20 protein-coding genes are annotated in these 20,897 nt (G+C 40.2%); 6 read left to right on the top strand and 14 right to left on the bottom strand.

Annotated features, from left to right (window positions below):
* Window positions 1-590: 590 nt before the first annotated feature.
* The 7 genes from Q8M62_RS15905 to Q8M62_RS15875 form a co-directional block, all read right to left on the bottom strand.
* Entirely contained in the window at window positions 591-1,517 is a 927-nt protein-coding gene (locus Q8M62_RS15905; RefSeq protein ID WP_305668223.1) for a putative phage abortive infection protein, read from the bottom strand.
* A gap of 13 nt (window positions 1,518-1,530) precedes the next feature.
* A complete protein-coding gene (locus tag Q8M62_RS15900; RefSeq protein ID WP_305668222.1) occupies window positions 1,531-2,295 on the bottom strand; it encodes a hypothetical protein in 765 nt (254 codons plus the stop codon).
* 121 nt (window positions 2,296-2,416) lie between these two features.
* Window positions 2,417-3,562, bottom strand: coding sequence for an HpaII family restriction endonuclease (locus Q8M62_RS15895; RefSeq protein WP_305668221.1), 1,146 nt, complete (start codon window positions 3,560-3,562; stop codon window positions 2,417-2,419).
* Window positions 3,562-4,824 carry a DNA cytosine methyltransferase gene (locus tag Q8M62_RS15890; protein ID WP_305668220.1) on the bottom strand — a complete coding sequence of 421 codons (1,263 nt, stop codon included), beginning with the start codon at window positions 4,822-4,824 and terminating at the stop codon, window positions 3,562-3,564. The genes Q8M62_RS15895 and Q8M62_RS15890 overlap by 1 nt, the downstream gene beginning before the upstream one ends.
* 563 nt (window positions 4,825-5,387) lie before the next feature.
* Window positions 5,388-5,543, bottom strand: coding sequence for a hypothetical protein (locus tag Q8M62_RS15885; RefSeq protein WP_305668219.1), 156 nt, complete (start codon window positions 5,541-5,543; stop codon window positions 5,388-5,390).
* Between the two features lie 98 nt (window positions 5,544-5,641).
* Window positions 5,642-6,130, bottom strand: coding sequence for a very short patch repair endonuclease (locus tag Q8M62_RS15880; RefSeq protein WP_305668218.1), 489 nt, complete (start codon window positions 6,128-6,130; stop codon window positions 5,642-5,644).
* A complete protein-coding gene (locus Q8M62_RS15875) occupies window positions 6,120-6,326 on the bottom strand; it encodes a helix-turn-helix domain-containing protein (RefSeq protein WP_305668217.1) in 207 nt (68 codons plus the stop codon). The genes Q8M62_RS15880 and Q8M62_RS15875 overlap by 11 nt, the downstream gene beginning before the upstream one ends.
* A gap of 102 nt (window positions 6,327-6,428) precedes the next feature.
* On the opposite strand from Q8M62_RS15875, the gene Q8M62_RS15870 reads away from it, so the two are divergent.
* The 3 genes from Q8M62_RS15870 (at window position 6,429) to Q8M62_RS15860 (ending at window position 8,617) form a co-directional block, all read left to right on the top strand.
* The gene (locus tag Q8M62_RS15870; protein ID WP_305668216.1) at window positions 6,429-7,049 is read left to right on the top strand and encodes a hypothetical protein; all 621 of its coding nucleotides are present in this window, start codon (window positions 6,429-6,431) and stop codon (window positions 7,047-7,049) included.
* A complete protein-coding gene (locus tag Q8M62_RS15865; RefSeq protein ID WP_305668215.1) occupies window positions 7,036-7,467 on the top strand; it encodes a hypothetical protein in 432 nt (143 codons plus the stop codon). Before Q8M62_RS15870 ends, Q8M62_RS15865 begins: the two co-directional genes overlap by 14 nt.
* A 595-nt stretch (window positions 7,468-8,062) precedes the next feature.
* Complete coding sequence (locus Q8M62_RS15860; RefSeq protein WP_305668214.1) at window positions 8,063-8,617, top strand: hypothetical protein; 555 nt, start codon at window positions 8,063-8,065, stop codon at window positions 8,615-8,617.
* A gap of 374 nt (window positions 8,618-8,991) precedes the next feature.
* Here Q8M62_RS15860 and Q8M62_RS15855 read toward each other — a convergent pair whose 3' ends face one another.
* From Q8M62_RS15855 to Q8M62_RS15835, 6 genes are all read right to left on the bottom strand, one after another.
* Window positions 8,992-9,147: a hypothetical protein gene (locus Q8M62_RS15855; protein WP_305668213.1), complete on the bottom strand. Its 156-nt coding sequence runs from the start codon at window positions 9,145-9,147 to the stop codon at window positions 8,992-8,994.
* Between the two features lie 336 nt (window positions 9,148-9,483).
* The gene (locus Q8M62_RS15850) at window positions 9,484-12,468 is read right to left on the bottom strand and encodes an ATP-binding protein (protein ID WP_305668212.1); all 2,985 of its coding nucleotides are present in this window, start codon (window positions 12,466-12,468) and stop codon (window positions 9,484-9,486) included.
* Window positions 12,469-12,785: 317 nt separating this feature from the next.
* Complete coding sequence (locus Q8M62_RS21590; RefSeq protein WP_371134674.1) at window positions 12,786-12,854, bottom strand: hypothetical protein; 69 nt, start codon at window positions 12,852-12,854, stop codon at window positions 12,786-12,788.
* 335 nt (window positions 12,855-13,189) lie between these two features.
* The gene (locus Q8M62_RS15845; RefSeq protein WP_305668211.1) at window positions 13,190-14,170 is read right to left on the bottom strand and encodes a fasciclin domain-containing protein; all 981 of its coding nucleotides are present in this window, start codon (window positions 14,168-14,170) and stop codon (window positions 13,190-13,192) included.
* A 219-nt stretch (window positions 14,171-14,389) separates the two neighbouring features.
* Window positions 14,390-14,923: a hypothetical protein gene (locus tag Q8M62_RS15840; protein WP_305668210.1), complete on the bottom strand. Its 534-nt coding sequence runs from the start codon at window positions 14,921-14,923 to the stop codon at window positions 14,390-14,392.
* Between the two features lie 18 nt (window positions 14,924-14,941).
* Entirely contained in the window at window positions 14,942-15,292 is a 351-nt protein-coding gene (locus Q8M62_RS15835) for a hypothetical protein (RefSeq protein WP_305668209.1), read from the bottom strand.
* A gap of 370 nt (window positions 15,293-15,662) precedes the next feature.
* On the opposite strand from Q8M62_RS15835, the gene Q8M62_RS15830 reads away from it, so the two are divergent.
* Entirely contained in the window at window positions 15,663-16,616 is a 954-nt protein-coding gene (locus Q8M62_RS15830; protein WP_305668208.1) for a succinylglutamate desuccinylase/aspartoacylase family protein, read from the top strand.
* Between the two features lie 195 nt (window positions 16,617-16,811).
* Here the strand turns inward: Q8M62_RS15830 and Q8M62_RS15825 are convergent, their stop codons facing one another.
* Window positions 16,812-17,903: a hypothetical protein gene (locus Q8M62_RS15825; RefSeq protein ID WP_305668207.1), complete on the bottom strand. Its 1,092-nt coding sequence runs from the start codon at window positions 17,901-17,903 to the stop codon at window positions 16,812-16,814.
* A 236-nt stretch (window positions 17,904-18,139) separates the two neighbouring features.
* Between Q8M62_RS15825 and Q8M62_RS15820 the strand changes: the two genes are divergently transcribed.
* Both Q8M62_RS15820 and Q8M62_RS15815 read left to right on the top strand, forming a co-directional pair.
* Window positions 18,140-19,966 carry a 7TM diverse intracellular signaling domain-containing protein gene (locus Q8M62_RS15820; RefSeq protein WP_305668206.1) on the top strand — a complete coding sequence of 609 codons (1,827 nt, stop codon included), beginning with the start codon at window positions 18,140-18,142 and terminating at the stop codon, window positions 19,964-19,966.
* On the top strand, window positions 19,959-20,600 hold the full coding sequence (locus tag Q8M62_RS15815) for a response regulator transcription factor (protein WP_305352775.1): 642 nt from the start codon (window positions 19,959-19,961) through the stop codon (window positions 20,598-20,600). Before Q8M62_RS15820 ends, Q8M62_RS15815 begins: the two co-directional genes overlap by 8 nt.
* Window positions 20,601-20,897: the final 297 nt, after the last annotated feature.

Genomic DNA, 20,897 nt, shown 5'->3' with positions numbered 1-20,897 from the left:
TCGAAACACCACTATTCCATTCCCAAAAAATATTCCTCCAAGGGGGTCAATTTACTCCGGCTAGCGGGGGTCAATTTGCTCCGGCCAGAAGGGGTCAGTTTCCTTCGGCTAGCGGGGGTCAATTTGACCGGATTTTGCACTCCTAACTCGAAAACATCCAAAATCCCATCTATACTTACCTCCTGGTGTATAGTCTCTATAAAAGATTCAAAAGGCAAGTTGGAGTTAAGCAGACATTTCGTTTCTTCCTTCTTTAGATCCAGAGCAGAACAAATTTTCCTGAGCAATTCTTTCGCTAAAGGCAAACCAGAATCAAAGGAAATCCCCGCCCCGCAAAAAACGGAGATTTTCTTTTGCGATGATCCATCTTTGAGGTTTGTTAAAAAGTCCTCCAGCATAATTGAATTTAGCTTTTTTGCTCTTTTTTCATCGCCCTAACTTTATTTAGGAATTCGTCTATCTCATTGAGACTTTAATTTTTGGATACATAATCAGGATGCGAAATGGACTCTTCGATGGCTTTTTTAGAAGAAGTTAGAGAATCGATGATTTTGTCGAGGTCTTTAATTGTAAGGCTCATATAGGATTATTTAGTTTTTATTTTCAATTCCTTGCCATTCGAAATAATTAGATGGAAATAAACTGGTGATATTGATTTCTTCAATTTCATCAAAGAAACCTTTTGGGATATTTTTCACTAAACCATATTCTTTGATGAAATTTTCATCCCACCAAACCTTACCCATTGGATTCAGACTATTTAGAAAAAACATTGCTTGTTCATGCACGGTAAGTTGGGCACGAAGGGTTCGGATGTACTCTTTCTTGTCGATGTCGATTTTTAAATTATGCACATATTTTACTGTCTGGTACAGATGTCTGTAATAATGACCCAACCTAGACAGATGTCCTCCAAAAGGACGGTATTTTAAACTGCGTTCTTTTTTTGCCGATTTTTGATGAATTTCGGAACTTAGCTTTTCTATCAAATGATCAACAAAAATTTGTTCATATTTACTCAAAGATGATCTTAACATTCTTTTGGAGTGGGGTCCACCTCCATAATAAAAACCGTAGTAACTTATTGAAATTAAATCTTTAGGCTCAAATATTTGATTCGTTTCCTTAGCTGTTGATTTCACAATTTTCATAACCTCCCGAAACTCCCGAATCATCAAAACGAATATTCGCCTCCCTTTTCGTTTAGCCAATTCCATTTCATCCACATTCTCTCTTTGGAATCTAAGAAGTTCAAAAAAACGAGTTTCAAATTTTTGAAGATCATTTGAATCTTTCTGGGACTTGAGAGTTCTTGCAAGGATCAAAACACTAATTAGGGCGAATAATGTACCCACATATCCTCCAACAAAATCGCCCAAATGCCCAGCTGAATCTCGAGCAATACTACCTTTGTGAAATGCTGGAGAAAGGAAAATGACATTCATAGCCAAAATTCCTATTAGAAGAATCCAAAACTCAAGCTTATGTTTTTTATATTTTACTTTGATTTTTTCCATTCTTTGGTTGTATTCAGAGTAAATCAAATGGATTTGGGAATAGGGTTTTTAGTCTTTTCTCCAATTCTGTAGAAAGATCAATTAATCCTTGAGCATTTGGATGATACAACAAAGCCCTATGGTGGCCAAGGTCTGAAGGGATATCCCCCATAGATTGAGTTATTGGAATCACCGTCTTACCCAGAGTATGTGCTATACCAACTTCATATAAGACATTGGGATTTTTCCCGGTAAAATCTGCAACAACCACCCTAGAGGTAAAAATTAATTCAAAAATATCTTGAATAAAGGTAGTACTTACCCATATATCATCAGCTTTCAAACAATCCAAAGAAAGGGTGTCGCAAGTATTTTTTATTGCATCAAATGTCTTTTGAAGCTTAAAGGGCAACATTACGGCAACAAGCTTTTCATTTTGTGAACTCGTAGGAATCTGGAATACCTGTGGGGAAAAAGTAATGATTTTTTTTGGAGCCTCCTGATGTGCTGTGGAAATCAATTCTGAAACTACTGGGACCGAAGTTTTGTCTCCCAAATATCTTTTTATTTCATCTAGATTTTTAGGATCTATACTTATCAATTGATTTAAAACTTGTAGCACATTGCCTGAATAGTCATCATCCTGCCAATCCAAACTTCTAAGTAAACGAGGATGGGAGTCAATAACATCGAAACTCCCGAGTATATACCCTAATTCAATCCAATCGGATTTTGAAAAGCTTTGTAAAATTTGGTTTTTGATTTCAATCAACTGCTTTTGCTGTTCTGATGTAATCATAATCAAGCGTATTTAAAGTTGTAAATTAAAACAAATCATAGTGAAACAATCCTTCTCAAGTCCCCAACACTCAAGGTGTCCATTCCCCGATGCACCATTCTGTGGCAATTGGAGTTAAAAATCACTTAAAGCGAACTTGTAGATTTAGTTTAATTTTTAAAAGTTCATCCTCTCTATAAAGCCATCCATAGTTATAGTTTTTACCAGATGTTCTTGATCTTCCAGGAAATTCACTATCCTCTCCAGTTGAGGGTTGTTCAAACTTTGTGTTATTCAATAAATAGTTTCTGAACAAGTTGAAATCATAAATATGGAAGCATACGATATCGCCATCCCTCTTAGCAATTATGACACCTCCGAAGGAATCATATTCACCGAGCCAGACCTTTTCAGAAGTCATACCCATAGCAGCTTCTGTTAAAAATCTTTTTAGTTTATATTCATAAAGCTTTTGCTCGCTACCCACACCACCATAAAAATTCATGGGGTCTCTCTCTTCCAATAATGCTGATATTTTGATGAGAGAGGACTCTCTAAACCGGAATCTGTAATACAATGACCAACCTATAATTGCAGGTAAATCTCCATCAATCATCTTCAGATTTTTCCAAAGCTGATTGGATTGGACCTTATCAAATTTCATCTCAAATCCCCTACTTTCTAGTTCCATGAGACGAAAAGTAAGTTTTGACATTCCACCTTCCGGCTTGTAAGTCCTCGAATTAAAGTCTTCGATCGTCTCTTCTAAAATATTTTCAGTTGAGAAAATAAAATTGTTCCCTACACCTGTATTGAATAAGGTAGAATCGCCTCCCAAAAGGGATTTAATACTAAAACCAAGATCAGTTTCTTTAGCTAATCTATGGTCATAAATTTTTAACTGAATATCAGACTTTACACTATTATCAGCTTTTAATTTATTGATTTGAGAGCCATTTAAAAAATCCTCCACTTCTGAAATTTCAAAGGAACTCCCTTTCCCTTTTAAAATACCATTATAAAGCAATTTTGAAACTTTACTAAAATCAGAGAATGAGAACTCACCAATCAGCTCATTTTGTTGATCATTTTTCTTGTAAATGCTGATTTTATTTGTTCTTTCAAACTCCAGTTTATATTGAATTTCGCTTTTATAAGCCTTTACAATTTCATATACATTACTGAAATCTTTCTCTAATTTGACACCTGACTGAAAGAGCTTTCCTTCTGCGAGAAGCGTAACTAGAACATATAATTCGCTCCATTCACCTTTATTTCCTTTCAGCATTAGACAATTACTTTTATAATTCTCTCAGCAGTGGCTTTGATCGCAGGCACAGCTACAGAATTACCAAACTGTTTATAGGCTGAGGCATCTGCAACAGGAATCACATATTTATCAGGAAAACCTTGTAATCTCGCCCATTCCCTTGGGGTCATTTTTCTGATTCCAAGTCGATTAACTTCACCTCTGATATGGGTAATTGGGTTAAAGTCTTCTAACCTGTCGTCATATACCAAGTTACGCTCTCTTCCCATACCTCCACAAACAACAGCATTGGCAATTCCATCATCAGGAATTATCTCATAGCCAAACCCATTGCCTTTCCCTTCATGCCTAGCCTTGTGTTCCTTTAAGGTTTTTAAATATTGTGTAGAAAGGTAATACTTCACTGAAACTACAGACTCTTCTTTGACATCTTCAAATGCGGCAACTTCTTCAAATGGCTCAGGATATTTAAATTCAGAAATCCCCAAATCCTTTCTAAAACCTACAATAAAAATTCGTTCTCTATTTTGAGGTACTCCAAAATTCTTTGCATTCATAATTTCAGGATCAGGAACAAAATATCCTAAATCTTCCCTGAGTACATTCAATATTGTCGCTAAGGTTCTTCCTTTGTCATGATTTCTCAAGCCTTTTACATTCTCAAGGAAAAAAGCCTTAGGCCGCTTCTGCTTGATAATCTCAGCTACATCAAAAAAGAGTGTTCCTCGGGTATCCTCAAATCCTCCCCTACGTCCGGCAATAGAAAAAGCCTGGCAAGGAAACCCGGCACAAAGCACATCGAAGCCATCCGGGATAAACTTCTTGGTTTCTTCTTTAGTGATGTCCCCAAATGGAACTTCGCCAAAATTGGCCTCATAGGTTTTTTTGGCCTGTTCATCCCACTCACTTGTGAAAACGCATTTTCCGCCAAGACTTTGCATGGCAAGTCTAAAGCCTCCAATTCCTGCAAACAAATCAATGAATTTGAATTTAGGTTCTTTAGGCTCAGGAAATGGAACTTCACTTTTGTAGTCGAACAACATGTATTGAAGTGCTTGTTCGGCCACTTCATAAGTGATGTCAGACTCAGGAAATTTGTATTCCATTGCATGTCTTACATGCTTAACAGCTTCCTTTTTGTAAAACTGGGATATTCCGTTTTGGTGATTGTGGAGATAATGGGTGAAGGCTGCTTTCCCATTTTCGGTAGCCTCAACCACACGGACCTTGAATTTCTGGCCATTTACCTCTTCAATTGATATTTTCTCTAATAATTTCATTAAGCATTTTTTTAAATCAAAGTCGCCTTACAAACGTCAACTGATTTTTTAATCTGATATTTTCAAATATAATCACTCTCGTATTGCCTCAATTTCTGATTTACAAAAATTGTCAATAACTGTCAATCATTGATTTCAATCTAACCCTTTATTTTTCAATTAAACTTAAGTTAAAAAAAAGCCCTGCAAGATGCGCATGTATTCAGAGGCGTGCAGGGGATTGACAACACAAGATAAAAAATTCAAATTCTTTTCGATCAAATTAATTGAATTAAATCTAGGTGGATAAGAAGTTCATTACTTTTCTCAAACAAATACCCAACTCGCCCATCACCTCAAAATTCCAGAACCTCAGCACCCTTTAGACTTTGGATTGAAAGAAGGAATTGACTTCTTGGTCGCGCTGTATATTTCGCTCGGTTTTTTTTAGAGGATGGTAAAGAAATGAACTGTCCCGATGGGACTCTGAAATTTGTTTGGAGATTCTATTTCCAGCCATTATTGTTAGACTACGCTCACCAACTATGACTGGCTAGGAGATCGGTCGTGCCGATGAGACTTTTTTATTTAGCAGCAACGATTTCTTTAATCGCACTTTCCAGCAAATCGATTACGAGCAAGAATTCGTTTCTCAGGTCTTCTGATTCAATTACGCTCACTTCATTATCTATAAGTGACAAGGCTGATGATAATGCTAGTTTGATTTTAACCGTATCCATGATTTTGTTTTTTGAAAACCAAAACTAAGAAACGGAAATTTCACTTTCTCGAAATGGAAATCAAATTGACGGTATTTGTCAAGAATTTTCCTCTGGATTTAAAGATTGTGAGAGTTACCCTCATCTTGGAGATTTTTTAGCGCGTGATATATACACCTTCCCAACTCCCCTTTCACCTCAAAATCCCAGAATCTTAAAACAGTCCAGCCTTTGGATCGGTAGAACTGATTGACTTCCTCATCGCGCTGCATATTTCGTTCGATCTTGGCAATCCAAAATTCCCGGTTGGATTTGATGGCATGTTTTCGATTTTTCCAATCGTAACCATGCCAAAATGCACCATCTACAAATATAACCAGCTTGTATTTTTTCAGACTGATATCGGGTTTTCCAAGCAGTGGAGTTTTGGGAGTTTTATATCGGACACCGGATTCCCAAAGTGCTTTTTTGAGAAGCAGTTCCGGTTTGGTTCCCTTCGATCTGATTTGAGACATGTTATACGAGCGCTTGGCAGTGGTGTAGAAGCCGTTTTCCTCGCAGAATTGGGCTACGGCTACTTTGGGCAGTATGTAGGGTTTAATCTTCAAAGAAGTCTTTGATTTGGATTTCCAGAGCCTGAGCTAGTTTTTCAATCACTTCAATAGAGACATTCCGCTTTCCCTGCTCAATAGCGGAGATATAGGGTCGGTTCAATCCGGATAGTTCCGCAAGCGTTTCCTGAGACATTTTTTTTTCTTTCCTAAGCTGATTTAAGCGCTTTCCGAATTCCTGTTTGATGTCCATTAGAAAATATTTCTAAAATATTTTTGTTTACTATTGTAAACATTTTGAATTTTTACTTATCTTAAGATAGTCCAGTTTGTCAACCATTTTAACAAACATACCATGAACAAAGACTATCTGCCACAATCGCCACCGGAAAATTGGATTATCACCGAGATTGATGAAGCGAATGAATATCTGGAATTTTCGGGATTCAATGGAGAGTTTCTGGTGTCAGTCATGGCGCATCCGGAAGATAATCCTTCCAAGCCCTATTTCCTCTCCTTAAGTCAACTCAAAGGAATTCTTCATAGGTATGATTTTGAAAACCTGAACTGGCCGGAATGGCATGCAACTCCAAATGATGCCTTAAAATCTGCATTTGATCTAATGAAATGGATGAATGAGAATTATCAAAGTTTTATTCCGCTGACCTTAGAAGTTTGGGTTTCCTTGGGTTCAATTGATCAATTGGAACTCATTCAGAAGCATTTTAAGGATGAATTGGTTTCTCAGGAATTCCAAGGACAGCAATTGATTTTCAAGCCTTTGAATTTGTCCTGGGGATCAAGTTCTTATTCAGAATCAGCAATTAGCACGCTTTGTCATTTTATAGAAAACAGTAGCATATCCCCGAATAATCTTACTGCTGGAATACTGACCAATGAACGATTTCAATTAATAGAAGATGTGAGAGCTGAAATTTTAATCCATTTAAAACCCATAACTCATGACAGCAAATAAGAAGAAAATTAACTACCCAAATCAGGTTGGACAGATCGTCCGATTCCATACCCCTTATCCTGATGAAGATCCTGAACAACTTTATGTATTGATGGAAATCTTTAAATATGACGACGAATTAAAATCAAAAGCTGACATCAAAGCTCTGAACACGGGTTGGAGTTTTCCTCCAGTCAGCACAGTTTTTTTGGAAGACTTGGAAATCGCCGAGGTGGATACAACCGATCTTATTGGATATAAAGTAGCCGTAAAAAAGGAAGACAATTCGATTATTTCAGGAAGGGTCGTCGAAGTAGAAAAGTCAAAACAAATCGTCGACCTTTTTAAAATTGAAAATCGTGTGGAGTCCAATGTATGGATGACAATTAAAGATTTTTCAGGTAATCTACATCGAGGGGCTTTAGCTGTGATCTTTTAGTGGTTATCTTGAAAAGGCCAGCCATGAGCCTTGACCGTCTATTCTCCGGGACTATTCAATCAACTCACATTTCCAGCGCAAAAAAGAAATTGCGGTTTATAAGTAATACACTTACTTTTGTATCAACAGTACACGCCACGCTACCCATATGAACAGCGTCCCAGGGCGTGTCTTTTGCTTTTTGGCCCTTTGGTACAGTTTTCTTTTACCCTGAATTAAAGGCAATAACCTTCCACTTAGTGCTTAATGAGCGACTAAGGAACAAAAACCATTAAAAAGAGGCGTCAATATGCTCCGGAATCAGAACCCAAGGGGGTCAACATGCTCCGGAATATCCGGATTTAGATCGTAAAAGCGTCTAAGGCTTAAAGGTAACCAATCATTTTCGCGACATCGCGACATGAAAAATGTCGCAAAACTATCAATTAGTCAATTATTGAAATGAGCCTATTCCTCCATTTCTCTACCAGGCTTCTGCGAAGCTCTCGGCCGGGTAAGAGGATTTTTTCTGACTGAATTTGTCTGGGTATGGGAATTGATACCCTAGCGGAAAATCGCTTTGTGGCTATGTTTGAATTCAAATCCAGGCCTAGTCATGCGCAAGTTCGTATCCGTTACCACAGAATATATTCGTCCTTCAAGATCAATAGATGTGCTTTATCTGGAGAGTGCTGAGGGCATCAAACCTATCTATATCTATAATCATGAAGGGCAGTGGTATTACTATTTTCACAGTCTTTTAAGGCTGATTCAGTATTTCGAGTCTGGTTTAGAAGCACATGCTACTTTTACAAGTGAAGCTGATCTGGATGATTTTTTGGAACGGGTGTGTCAGGCAAAAAACCTTCGCCTAAACTACCGTTACCGCGATGCGCATAATTACAAGAAATTTGGGAGTGTGGTCTTCGCCAATCTCAGTGAAATAATGGTTGAAGAGGCTACGCTCCTATTGAAGAAAAAGCTGATTTCGGAGGAGTTTTTTGTTCCGCAGGATTGGGGCTTGCCCAGGCTACACACTCAGCCTTACAATCCGGAGGTGGATCATGAATGGCATGAGTTTGAGGAGTTCGAGTTGACCGATGATCAGGTCACTGACGGCAGGGATATTGGGGAGTTTTTGGAGGGGGTGGTGAAGGGGTATGAGGTCTAAAAACAAAGAAATGGTAGTGGCCAGCATCCCTCGTTCTCTTCTTTTATGTTCTTTTTCCTTGATGAAAAAGAACGAAAAAATCAAGACGCAAAAAAGCTTCCACGCGCAAACCCGAACGCTGGCCCGCTTTTGCGTCGGCCACCGCGCCTATCCGATTAATATTTAGGGGAAGAAGGGCTGATTGCAATTGTGAATTCCCCTATTATGGGCTTTGGAGTTGACAATCCCTTTTGTTTCACCGTTTTTCACCCTCAATTTTCGAGTTTACTCCCTCACTCCTAGCTCTTCAGGCTACTCAGTAAAGCAAAGTTCCTTTTCTTCCTCAAAAGAGAGAATAAATTGAAATCCACACCCTTCATTCGGATAGGACTTTTTTATTTAGCAGCATTGATTTCTTTAATTCCATTTTCCAGCAAATCAGTTACTATCAAAAATTCGTTTCTTAAGTCTTCTGATTCAATTACGCTCAATTCATTAAACAAAAGTGACAAGGCTGAGGTCAAAGCAGTTTCGATTTTTTCAATGTTCATTTGAATGATTGATTTTTGATTTTTCTCATTGAAGGAGACTTTCCTTGATTATAGACATGACTCCTTGAGAATATTGGTCAAAAATAGCAGCCCATTTCCATCAATCTGTTAAAAATGTAATGATGGCGGTTTTTGTGTCAGTAGTTGACGGGGATGGATGGAAGAATTAGGCCGTATCAGAAAAGGTAGGTATTAAGAATGTTGGGGTTTATTATTCAAATTAGAATTTAAACAGAATCCCAAACCTCCTTTCACCTCAAAATCCCAAAACCTCAATACGGTCCATCCTTTGGCTTGATAGAAATCATTCACTTCTTAAGTAAGAACAATAGGATCCTATCCATCAAACAATGATTTTTGGTACACACCTCCTTTGATCTTATTCATCAATTCCCGGATGAATTCGTAATGTTTGACGTAGGGATTTGGAATGGTAATTAAGTTGATTCCTTTGGATCGGAGCAGTTCCATTTTTATTTTATCCGATTCAATCCGCTTTCTGCTTCTGTAGTGTTCTGCGCCGTTGATTTCAAAGACAACCTTTGGTACCCGACCCAGATAAATCACCCCATCAAATTCCTTCTTGTTGACCGCTTGATTATCGATTTCTTCCGGCAAGACATCCAAAACTTTCACATTTCTTTCAAATCGGCTACCCTGGACGGAGCAATAGTGGCTCATCGTTTTGTAGAATTCATCTTCAAATTTTGAGTCATTCGAAAACCCGATGGTAAACCTGTTTGCGGTGCTTTGCGGGATCTGAGTTGTGCCGTTTTTTTGAACATAATCAACCAGCGCGTATAGATCATCATCTTTTCTCGACAGTATATCTATAGCTCGTTTATCAGCAACCACAATCAAATTTTCCTGGGCCCTTGTGACTCCGACATTGATTAGCTGGCTGTTGTTCTTTATCCAGTCGTAGGTTTTGGGAGAAGTATTTCTTGATAGGGAGGTGGATATGATAATGGTTCTGTTCTCCTGCCCTTGAATTTTGTGAATCGTACCACAACTTACAGAATTGTCTATTTCATTATTGGCTTTTGCCCTTCCCAGGTAATGATTCAAAACTGCTTCTTGGTTGCGGAAGGGGGTGATGATGAAAACATCCTTTAATTGATGGTCTGCAATGTATTTTACGATCTCTGCCGCTTCATCAATTGAGGCATTTCTATTCTGTTGATTTACATTATTCACATCAATCAGCTTCAGCTCCCCTTTAGTTTTAATCTTCGAAAGGTTAAGCTTGTTTTCATAGAACCGCATGTTTGAATAGTTGATAATCTTTTCTCCACAGCGATAATGATAGCTCAGCAAAATATCCCTGGAAATATTATCTATCCTCTTGTATAGTGACAGGATAGAATTATTGTGATAATCATAGGTACTGTCCATACCGAACATCCGCATCAGTTGATGGCCAGTACTCTCTTCAAAAACGACAATCGGCTTCAACTGGTTTGTGTCGCCAATAAGAACCATGTTTTGGCACTTTGAAATAGGAATCAAGCTAGTGGAAATATCGCATTGACCCGCTTCATCTATTACGAGTAAATCAAACTTAAATTTCCGTCCAAGCTTGCGGCTCGAGATATTGGTAGTAAGTATAATGGGAAATACTTTGCTGAGCTTTTCCAGGTTCTCATCAATCGCAATCCATTTATTGAATTCTCTTATTTGTTTTTCGGATTCTTCAATCTGGAGTATTTCTATTAGATCAGCATATTCCTTGGATCTGAGTCGTTTTACGTATCTTAGAGATTCATAGTAGAAAAACTGCAAAAGCTGGTGATTGTCTTTGATGACTTCATATAAATTGTCCAGATCATCATTTTTGGTCTCCGGTATCTGACTCAGTTTCTCTTCAATGGCAAGTTTTTCCTTTTCCAGCAAATGATTGCCGGCTTTTGACAGCAGACTGCTTACAAACTCGAGGTTTTGCGACTGTTCAATTCTAGTCTCATGATTTTGAATTTTCTCAAGCAATTTTCGGTTTTTCTCTTTTGACGTTTCTTTGAGATTATACAGCAGTTTTTCCTTTGGCACATCATTGGTTTCAAAAGCAAACCATTCCTTAATTGCCTTGATGGCTTGTGTTACGCACTCATTGTTTCCAAGCCGAAGTACTGGAAGCATTATTTCTTTGTTTCGGTATTTGCCCAAGTATAACTTGTCTTTAATCCCGTCAATGGGCACATTGTTGTTTGACGAGATCAATAGCGTTTTGCCATTCGTAAGGCAATTGACAATGATATTTAAAATAGTTTGGGTTTTACCCGTTCCCGGTGGTCCCTGCACATAGGTGATGGGGTATTTCAGTGCATTATATATAGTTTGAATCTGATCAATATTTATGTTCTGATCGTACAGCACGATGTGCGGCTCCTTTCGGTTTTTCCTATCCAGCAATGACAGTTTTTGAAAGAAAGCCTTCAACGGAACTTCAATTTCATCCTTCTTATATTCTGCATGGATGTTGTCGTAAATCCCAGCTATATCTATCTGCGCATATCCTAAAACAACTAGTTCCGGCCTTGTATTGATCAATTCGCCAGTTTTGAAATTACCTCTCAACAATTCTATGGCTTCCGATTGATCCTTGGTGTAAACTGCTTCAAAATCAGTCGGATTTAAATCAGTGTAATAAGCCAAGGAGTGCTTTACGTCTTTTATATAGAAATTGGAATTGAACTGTGTTTTGCTACCCACATGTAATTTTTTGTTTACAGGATCAAGGGTGAGCTTTCTGTAGGCAATCACAAATTTGCCTTTAGTGGGTAAATCAATTGAAAACTCACTGATCGCAAGCTCGTATTCATAATACTTGCGGTAATCGTTGTGATAGATCTCTTTTATGATCTGTTTCAGCTGTTCGTCCTTTAAGGAATATGGGTTTTCCTTTGCCAATTCTTCCAAATCCACTCTCTGGATCAAATGGGATTTGTGCAAGAAGGGATCTTTATTGGCTTTGTAGCATTCCAGAAAGTAATTCAATATGTTGTTATCATACCGGTCAAATTCATAGACCTGTAAACTTTCATCCTCATCCAGCTTTTTGATCAGTTTTTCTGTAGATTCACTATGGGAGAATTTTAGGATTTCAGCACTCTGGATCGATGAAATAAATATTTTTTTGCCTAGGAGTGGTTCATCCTTTGTCACATTAAACATGTTTACCCACAGTTCATCTTTTGCGCTTATATCAAGGATGCTGACCCAAAAAGGTGTAATCTCCCCTTCCTTGTTTTTGTAGGTAATGTTCAGAAATTTCCCTTCCCGGATGGCTTTACCAATAAGTGAAGTGATTTTTTTGTCAATCATTTCGCGGGAAATTTAAATTTCATGGACTTGAAAGCTCATCTCGTTAAAACGTTGATCAGTATATACCCCTTCAAAATATTTGTTTTTTGAAACATCTATAAAGAGTAAAATTTGACAAATTAGATTAGGCTTACGCTATTTGTAAATCCTTTTTAGTAAAAGTTAAACTTAGAACTAATCATCTAAATATCCAACACCTACTAAAAATCTACCCTTTTTGCTTAGTAATTGGTATTACTTTCAAGATCCGGTTGCAAATTTCATTTGTTATTGTCGATCCAGAATTCCCGGTTGGATTTGATAGCAAGTTTACTGTTTTACCAATCGTAACCATGCCAGAAAGCGCTGTATACAAAGATGACCAGCTTGTATTTTTTCAGGCTAATTTCAGGTTTCCTATAAGTGGTTTTTCAAGGGATTTATATCGGACTCCAGTCTGCCATGGAGCCTTTTTGAGAAGCAGTTCAGGCCAATACAACCTTCCCCAATTCTCATTGGTGGGATAGCGAATTGCAGATTTCAGTTCCCAAAGCGGATTGGGAAGCAGAAAAAATAACAGTTAGCACCATTCGTAACTACCTAAATTGATTTCTAAATTCTTTATAATCAGGACCTAATCCCTCTTCAATGTCTGCCCTACAACCTCCCAATTCTTCTTAAAGCAAAAAAAAAGCTCTCCCGGTACAGGAAGAGCTTTGAAACTCATTTTAATCACAAAGGATTAGAAATTCAAAATCACTGTATCGATTACATGCACCACACCATTGGTAGCTTGAATATCCGTAGCGATGATCATAGACTCTCTGCCTCTCACGTCGATTAATTTAGGACCTGATACATCTACAGTGACATCCTCACCCGAGAACATGGTAATGTCTGTATTGGTCAAGTCAGAAGAATACACGCGGCCACCTGCAAAAACATGGTATTTCAAGACACTCTCCAATCCATCCAAACCAACTGCGGCTACCAAGGCATCCAAATCAGCAAAACCCAACTCGACCACCAATTCCCCAAAAGCAACATCTGTCGGAGCAAAAACGGTAAGATTATTAGTCGTAGCAACTGTTGCGTCCAAGCCGGTTGCCTCAAGCGCAAATTTCAAAATGCTAAAACCCGGAGTGGTGTTGACCAATTCCATAATGTTCTTAGTTGGTGGAAACAAGACCTTGTCGATTCCATGAATCACACCATTTCGCGCTTGCTTATCAACCAAAATAATATTGGCGTCATTGACTTTAGGACCACCCATTAGCGTGATTTCTACAGCAGCTCCATTTACTGTAGGCACAAAACATTCTGTTAAATCCGCTGCAAAGACAGAACCAGCTACCACATGATAAAGAAGAATATCAGTCAGTCCTTCTACCGAACCGATATTACCAGGATTGAGATTAAGCTCGGCGAAGGCGGCATCAGTTGGAGCAAAAACAGTCAATTCATTTTTTGCAAACACAGAAGCTAATCCTGACTTTCCCAAAGCTGCATTGAAGGTAGCATAGGTGTTGCCTGCACTTTTTCGGGCATTGGTATTTTGTCCTTCATCACCTGTTTCCAATGATTTAAGGACTTCGGGAATACTCTTAAGGGTACTGCTTGCCATAGGGGCTGTTTGCTCTTCTATCTCCGAGCAGGAGGCCATGAATGCTACTAGGACTAACATCAGTCCTCCTCTGATAAGTTGATTAATTGAATTCTTCATTGATTTGATCATTTTGGTTAAAGGATTAATAACCAATTAACTAGCGTGGCAAGGCTGTGTTTTTAAAGCCATAAAAAAGCAGGTTCAGATGACTAAAAATGGATTTCAATCTGCTGATATCATGGATGAATTGTTTTTACTGAATTTGAAAAAACCACTGTGAATTAGTAAAAACAGGAATCAATTATTAAAACTCCGACAAACCCGAAGGTCAATCTCTCATTCCCGCTCCTCCGACCGAAAGTATAAAAACAAGCACACATACATCAAACAGGTAATCAGGTGCCAGACCGCATGACCCTGTAGCAGGGAATCCGGCCCGGAAAACTCACCGGCGATGTCCAGATCCCGGATTCGGGAACCCAGCACGATCGCCACCACTCCTCCCACAAACCAGCGAATTTGCAGGTATTTGCCCGGAGTGATCGCACTGACTCCCGCAAAGAGAATCAGCACCCCGCTGAGATAGCCCGAGATCTTGCCAAAGGAATAGTCCCACTTGTAATAGGTAAAATACAGGGAACCAAAAATCACCAAAAGCGCCAACACAGGCCAGGAAGGAAGAATTTGATGGGTTTTGGGTACACGAATTCGCGGCAGCCAACTCCCAAGGGCGAGGGCAACCAGGCATATCAGCGTGGCATACATCGCCCCTACGTCGCACTGCTGTCCATATCGGGTCAGGGAAGCATGAAAAAAGCCGCTTCCCAATCCCAAATAAATCCCTGACAGTCCAAAAAGAAAGGTTTGCACAGGAGCGAAAGTGAGGTGTCACCGCGTTAGGGGCAGCTTTCGCTTCCAATCGTAGATGGCCAAGGCAATGGCATAAAAACCAAAACAGACATAAACCAGGTTGGACCAGGTATTCATCCGGGTGCGAAAGACGCTGTCGGGATACATGCGCTCCGCATACTCGGGATGGAGAAATTCATCCGCCGGCACCCAATCGGCCCATACGGGCACCTCCCTGAATAGAGCAAATACCAGAAGAGACAGCAGAAAAACCAGTGCCGTACCGCCCAGACCAATCCCATGCACCCAGCGAGGCAAGTGATCCAGTTTCAGGCGTTCGGCCATCTTGAGTTGAAGACGCTTTTCTATCGGGTCTGGCGAATCAGGCATGGTTTGATGGAATTAGTTGTACAAAAGTTGAGGATTGAAAATAATTTATTATATATATCCGCTTTCTTACCAGTAACCCTATTAAATGTTGTTTTAAGTTCATTTGAACGTGCTGTGGACTGTCGACCGTTGTCTGTGGACGATTAGCCGCAACTTTATATAGCCTAATCTAACTTACTGGCAGGATTGCGGATAATCAAATAATTTATTATTCTTCGCAATCTTGCCCAAAAATTAAAAATATACTTTGGAAGTGACGCATCATCATCCGCTGTCAAGGGTCATTTTCCAAGGTGAATTTTGCTGAACATCCGTCTCATGTTAAGACCGATTTCTTTTGTACTTTCCGATCCTAAGAATAAGCAACAGCATGATCGATTTAATTCAATCCTATCTCCCGGACGAGACCAGTCCAAACTCCAAATCCAGAGGCTATATTCGGGTGTCCGGAACTCCCGTGGAAATGCCCTTTACTTTTATCCATGGTGCAAATCCCGGTAAGTCAATTCTCTTGACCGCCGGAGTTCATGGTGGAGAATATCCCTGCATTGAGACGGCGATCCAACTTGCCAATGAATTGGATCCGTCGGAAGTTTCGGGGACGATCCTGATTATCCACCCGGTAAATCCTGCCGCATTTTTGGCCCGAATGCAATACTATGGACCCTATGATGGAAAGAATCTCAATCGGGTTTTTCCGGGCAAAGCGCTGGGTTCCGTAAGCGAGCGAATCGCGTATCAGGTCCATCAGTTTCAGCAAGCGGCTGATTTCTTTCTGGATTTGCATGGAGGTGATATCCATGAGGGCTTGGTTCCTTTCGTGATTTATTCCGAATTGGGCGGATCGGAAGTGGCGGAGCAATCAAGGCAAGCTTCTGCCCTGCTCGGATTCCCCTATGTGGTGGGTTCGGTCTCCGACAATGGCTCCATCGGTGCTGCGGCTAAGGTTGGAACTCCGGGTTTTTTGGCCGAGTTGGGTCAATGTGGACGCTGGAACCACGTTGAAGTAGCACAATACAAAACAGCGGTGATCAATGTGCTCCGATCCTTTGCCGTGCTTCCCGGTACTGTGGTTCGGCATGAGGTAGCTTTTTTGGAGAAGATGTTGGTTACTACGGCAACACTTGATGGCTGCTGGTATCCTGCGGTAGCGCTGGAAGACAAGGTGGGGAAAGGGCAAAAACTGGGAGAAATCCGGGATTATTTTGGGGTGATGCAAGCGGAGTATTTCAGTGATTCGGATGGCATAGTTTTGTATTTGGTCACTTCTTTGGCCATTATGACCAATGATCCGATTTGCGCGGTTGGGGTGACTGGAGGATAGCGGTTGAGTTGCCCCATCAAGGGATTGAGCTCTGTTAAATTGATAGATTCCATGAGGAACGGGCTAAAGCCACGTTCCTATTGATGGAGGGGAATTACAGTCAGATGATTTGTTAAAAAATGGACTTAGACCGTATTCCTATTGATGAAGGAAACTTATCATCAGATAGAAATCGTCCAACCCATTTCCCCGCCATCAAGGATTAATACAGAAAGTTCCGCTGACGTTTACAAATTGCTTGTTGAGGCTGGGATATCCATCACCTGATGCTTGAAAGCTGTATTCTCCGGTTATTTGAGGAGTCACGGTAAGGATCTTGAGTGTTCCCATGGACTTGTTTTTGCCAAAATCCCTGTTAGTTCGCCAATCGTCATTTACGGTTCCGTTAAACGCTATAAGACGCCCTACCGCACCGGTATTTGTAAGTCCGGTGCCCGTACCGGCATTTCTAAACTCCAGAGTTTTGTTGGCCACCAAATTGGATGGGGTAAACATGATTTGAACCACATAGCGCGTACCTGCTGCGGTGCCGTCCAGTACCAAGGCGACATCTGTGGATTTGTAATCTGCGAATATGGTATTTCCGGCTGCACGTTTGCCCGTTCCGGTGGCATTCCCCGATTTGATTTGAGGCCAGTAACTTACCAAGTCTTTGGCATCGATAAAATTAACGCAGGAGGAAGTTCCTGATCCACCTGTCGAACCGCCTGTACTGCCCCCGGGATTGGTCGGAGTAGTGGCCACGAGATCATTCCTGTTATCGAAGCTTACGGTCACATCAAAACTTATGGGACGATCAATGGACCGGGGATCATCACCGCCAATCATTCCTTCGCCTTTTAATTTAAAGGTGATTTTGCCCCGTGTCAGGTCCAAAATAGTCGCGGAATGGCTACTTACTGTGCCTGAACCCGATTTTACATAAAAAGATGTTCCATCCGCGTAAACTGCGATCCCATCCTCATTGTAGGAGATGTCCTTTTTTATGCCATAGGTGCCATTTTTGGCTGGTAGGGAAAAAGTGAGGGGGACCAGTGTAGAGCTAGCTAAGGTGAAAGTAATCTGTGATTCGCTTGCATTGAACCTGGTCACCCTGAGGTTGTTGAGCTGTTTGCCGTCGTCTGTGAGCGAGCCAGTTACCTCAGGATTACTCAAAGACTCAAAACTGGAGATGAGATAGGATATTTCCTCATTTTTTTTGAGGGTTTCCAGCAGGTCACAGCCTGGAATAATGATGATCAGAAAAAGTAGAAAAAATAACTGGGTGCATTTTCTATTCAAGTTCATATATCTAATTATGGCATGATGTATAATTTGGGTTTAGTATTGGATTTGCTCCATAAAAAAACCACCCCACAAAACTTGAATTTATCCTCCCCTCTTCCAATACCTAGAAATTGGTATTTTTTTGAGATGCACTCTTTTTAAAATCCAAGCAATCTTTATCTTAGTTGCATTATCACCCTATTTGATTAACATTTGCTTTCTTGGGAATTTCAATCACATGTTGGGTAAACCCAACTTTGCGAGATGCTTTATTGAACTTGCACAGGTCTTCATTATTGATTTTAAGTTGCCTTTGGCTGATTTCATGCGGGCAAAAAGCTGACCCCAGTCCCCTTTTCAGCATCTTCCCGGATGAAAATTATACGCCTCAGGAGGCATGGGCGATTTCGGATACAGTCATTCAAGATAAAAACCAATTCAATCCTGGAATTACCCGCAATCAATGGTGGCTTGGGATGACTTTTACTAACCCTTCCGATTCGACGCGTCAATTTCTTTTCGTTCCAAACAATCCCCACATCAACAGGATCAGTGTTTTTGAAAACGAAGCTTTCACTGCTTCCATGGAGTTGGGGGATAATTTCCCTTTTGGACAGCGGCCCTTTTTGGATCGGGATCTGGTGATTCCCGTGGTGGTCCCTCCTGCCGGCAGCTTGCGATATCTTCTCCTCCTGGACAAAGTCGGCGAAACTTTCCATATAGAACCTGAGGTGCTTGACTTCCAGACATTCTATCAGCGCAAGTCCAATGACACCATGGTCATGGGATGGATCCTTGGCTGGATGAGCATCATTTTTATTTTCGCTGTATTCTTTGCGATTGAATTAAAAGCTTGGAGTGGAGCCATCTACGCCGCTTATGTGCTGTCCATTTCCTTATGGCTTTCTACCCATTGGGGATTGACATTTCAGTTTATTTGGCCCTATCAAATGGATTGGGTAGGCATTGCCCGGCCATTTTTCAATCTCCTAACCAATGTGCTGATTCTTCTTTTGGTGGTGAAATTCTTTCCACCCACTTACTCCGGAAAATCAACCGCCAAATGGATCTGGGGGATTATTATTTTTCAATTGATTTTGCTGCTGTCTATTCTGCTTCCCTGGGGCATATTGGAATCCATCCCCTTCAAGATTATTTTCCTGCAAACTACCCTGATCGTATCCCTGATCACCAGCATCCTGGTTTTGGTTTATTCATTTATCCAATGGCGGGCAAAAGTCCCTCTTGCAGGATATTACCTGATTGGAATTGCATTCCTGGCCCTGTTTGGGATCGTGCTCCAGCTAAATCAAAAATTAATACCATTGGGGATTCCTCACTATTTGCTGGATTTTGGAAGTGCTTTTGGACTGATGGGAGAAACAGGAATGATCACGGCAGCATTTGCGAAGCGGGCATCCTTGTTTAAAAAAGAAAAAGAGGGACTTGTCATTGAAATTCTGGAAAAGGAAAAAAAGGTAGCTGAGCAGCTTATCCAGGTTCAGGAAGATGAAAGACAACGTCTGGGAAGAGACCTTCATGACAGCATCGGGGGAATGCTGGCAAGTCTATTCATTAAAACAGAAATGCTATCGGATAGTTACCCATCAGAACCGATATCCGAACTGAAACAGATGATCGAACAAAGTATTCAGGAAGCCCGATCACTTAGCCACAACCTTACCCCACATTACCTTGAAGAAAACGGGTTGGAAAATGTCCTGAAACTTCAAATTGAGCTTCTAAGCCAGAAATACCCCATTGAAATCAACTTTTACTACCAAGTGAGCTCTCCCATCACCAAATCGAGGCAGTTGATCTTATATCGGATATGCAATGAATTACTGCAAAATATCGTCAAACATGCTCAGGCCCAGGAAGCTTTGTTGAGTATTGTGGAGCAAGAAGGAAAAATTGAGCTAATTGCAGAAGATAACGGCAGAGGAATGGACACCACTTCCCCACACTCCGGTATTGGTTTAAAAAATATTCAGGAGCGGATCAGGTATCTTAAAGGTTCCCTCGAATTGGAATCAAACCCAACAGGAACCACGCTTACGATTTTAATCCCATTGCATGCTTAACTTTATCGAAATCAAAGTTTTACACATCGACGACCATCTGCTGTTTGCCCAGGGAATACATTCATTACTGGGAAATGAGACCTTCATCAGGGAATTGATCCATGCACAAACCTTAAATGAAGGGATACGGATCGCAGAGAAATTACAGCCAGAATTGATTCTGTTGGATTATTTTCTTCCTGACGCCAATGGCATTGAATCGCTCCAATTGCTCCAAAAAATCAGCCCTTCGAGTAAAGTAATTTTATTGACTATGGAATCAAATCCAGATGTGATAGAAAATTGTAAACGGGAAGGAGCGATCGGTTTTTTGCAGAAAACAATCGGCAAAAAGACGCTTTTGGAGGCCTTGAACAAGGCAATGCAAAATATTCCCACTTTTCCTCCATCGATTCTCGCGCCGACAAGACAATCAAATCCTCAGTCACTGGTCAAAATTCTCAGTAAGCGTGAAAAACAGATTGCCAACATGGTGTCGGAAGGATTGACCTCAGCAGAAATTGCGAAGAAACTATTTTTAAGTGAACTGACGATAAACACCCATCGCCGAAATATCATGCAGAAACTGGAATTGAAAAATTCTGCCCAACTGGTGGCATTTATAGAAAAATTAAAATTCATGGACATCAGCTGATTTCGAGACATTGAATCTGTCATTCCCGTCCTTTTTTAATTTTAGGCGAGGTTTATAAGCGGGATAGCCCCCTACTCCTCAAAAGATGGTGCTCTTGATGGTTTTAGCTTAGGTTGGTAAATGAGTTAAAAATTTTACCACAAGAGTTTAAGGAGACTTGTTTTTTATTTGCGGCTCAAAAGAATCAAGCCGAAGATTTCCGATTTCAAAAAAATCCCTAAATTCGTATGCGTTGATTTTTAGCGCATTAGATTCTTTTGTTGCACATTTTTATTTGCAGTCCATGCATCGAGTCAA

This window comes from Algoriphagus sp., from assembly GCF_030694375.1.
Taxonomy (GTDB): domain Bacteria; phylum Bacteroidota; class Bacteroidia; order Cytophagales; family Cyclobacteriaceae; genus Algoriphagus.
This window is presented reverse-complemented; position numbering and strand designations above follow the sequence as displayed.

Bases quoted from the DNA above. Each gene is read 5' to 3' on its own strand.
- Q8M62_RS15875 (WP_305668217.1), bottom strand. From the start codon at position 6,326: ATGGACATCAAACAGGAATTCGGAAAGCGCTTAAATCAGCTTAGGAAA.
- Q8M62_RS15860 (WP_305668214.1), top strand. From the start codon at position 8,063: ATGCGCAAGTTCGTATCCGTTACCACAGAATATATTCGTCCTTCAAGA.
- Q8M62_RS15885 (WP_305668219.1), bottom strand. From the start codon at position 5,543: ATGGATACGGTTAAAATCAAACTAGCATTATCATCAGCCTTGTCACTT.
- Q8M62_RS15835 (WP_305668209.1), bottom strand. From the start codon at position 15,292: ATGCCTGATTCGCCAGACCCGATAGAAAAGCGTCTTCAACTCAAGATG.
- Q8M62_RS15905 (WP_305668223.1), bottom strand. From the start codon at position 1,517: ATGGAAAAAATCAAAGTAAAATATAAAAAACATAAGCTTGAGTTTTGG.
- Q8M62_RS15865 (WP_305668215.1), top strand. From the start codon at position 7,036: ATGACAGCAAATAAGAAGAAAATTAACTACCCAAATCAGGTTGGACAG.
- Q8M62_RS15890 (WP_305668220.1), bottom strand. From the start codon at position 4,824: ATGAAATTATTAGAGAAAATATCAATTGAAGAGGTAAATGGCCAGAAA.
- Q8M62_RS15825 (WP_305668207.1), bottom strand. From the start codon at position 17,903: ATGAACTTGAATAGAAAATGCACCCAGTTATTTTTTCTACTTTTTCTG.
- Q8M62_RS15855 (WP_305668213.1), bottom strand. From the start codon at position 9,147: ATGAACATTGAAAAAATCGAAACTGCTTTGACCTCAGCCTTGTCACTT.
- Q8M62_RS15850 (WP_305668212.1), bottom strand. From the start codon at position 12,468: ATGATTGACAAAAAAATCACTTCACTTATTGGTAAAGCCATCCGGGAA.
- Q8M62_RS15845 (WP_305668211.1), bottom strand. From the start codon at position 14,170: ATGAAGAATTCAATTAATCAACTTATCAGAGGAGGACTGATGTTAGTC.
- Q8M62_RS15900 (WP_305668222.1), bottom strand. From the start codon at position 2,295: ATGATTACATCAGAACAGCAAAAGCAGTTGATTGAAATCAAAAACCAA.
- Q8M62_RS15815 (WP_305352775.1), top strand. From the start codon at position 19,959: ATGCTTAACTTTATCGAAATCAAAGTTTTACACATCGACGACCATCTG.
- Q8M62_RS15895 (WP_305668221.1), bottom strand. From the start codon at position 3,562: ATGCTGAAAGGAAATAAAGGTGAATGGAGCGAATTATATGTTCTAGTT.
- Q8M62_RS15870 (WP_305668216.1), top strand. From the start codon at position 6,429: ATGAACAAAGACTATCTGCCACAATCGCCACCGGAAAATTGGATTATC.
- Q8M62_RS15830 (WP_305668208.1), top strand. From the start codon at position 15,663: ATGATCGATTTAATTCAATCCTATCTCCCGGACGAGACCAGTCCAAAC.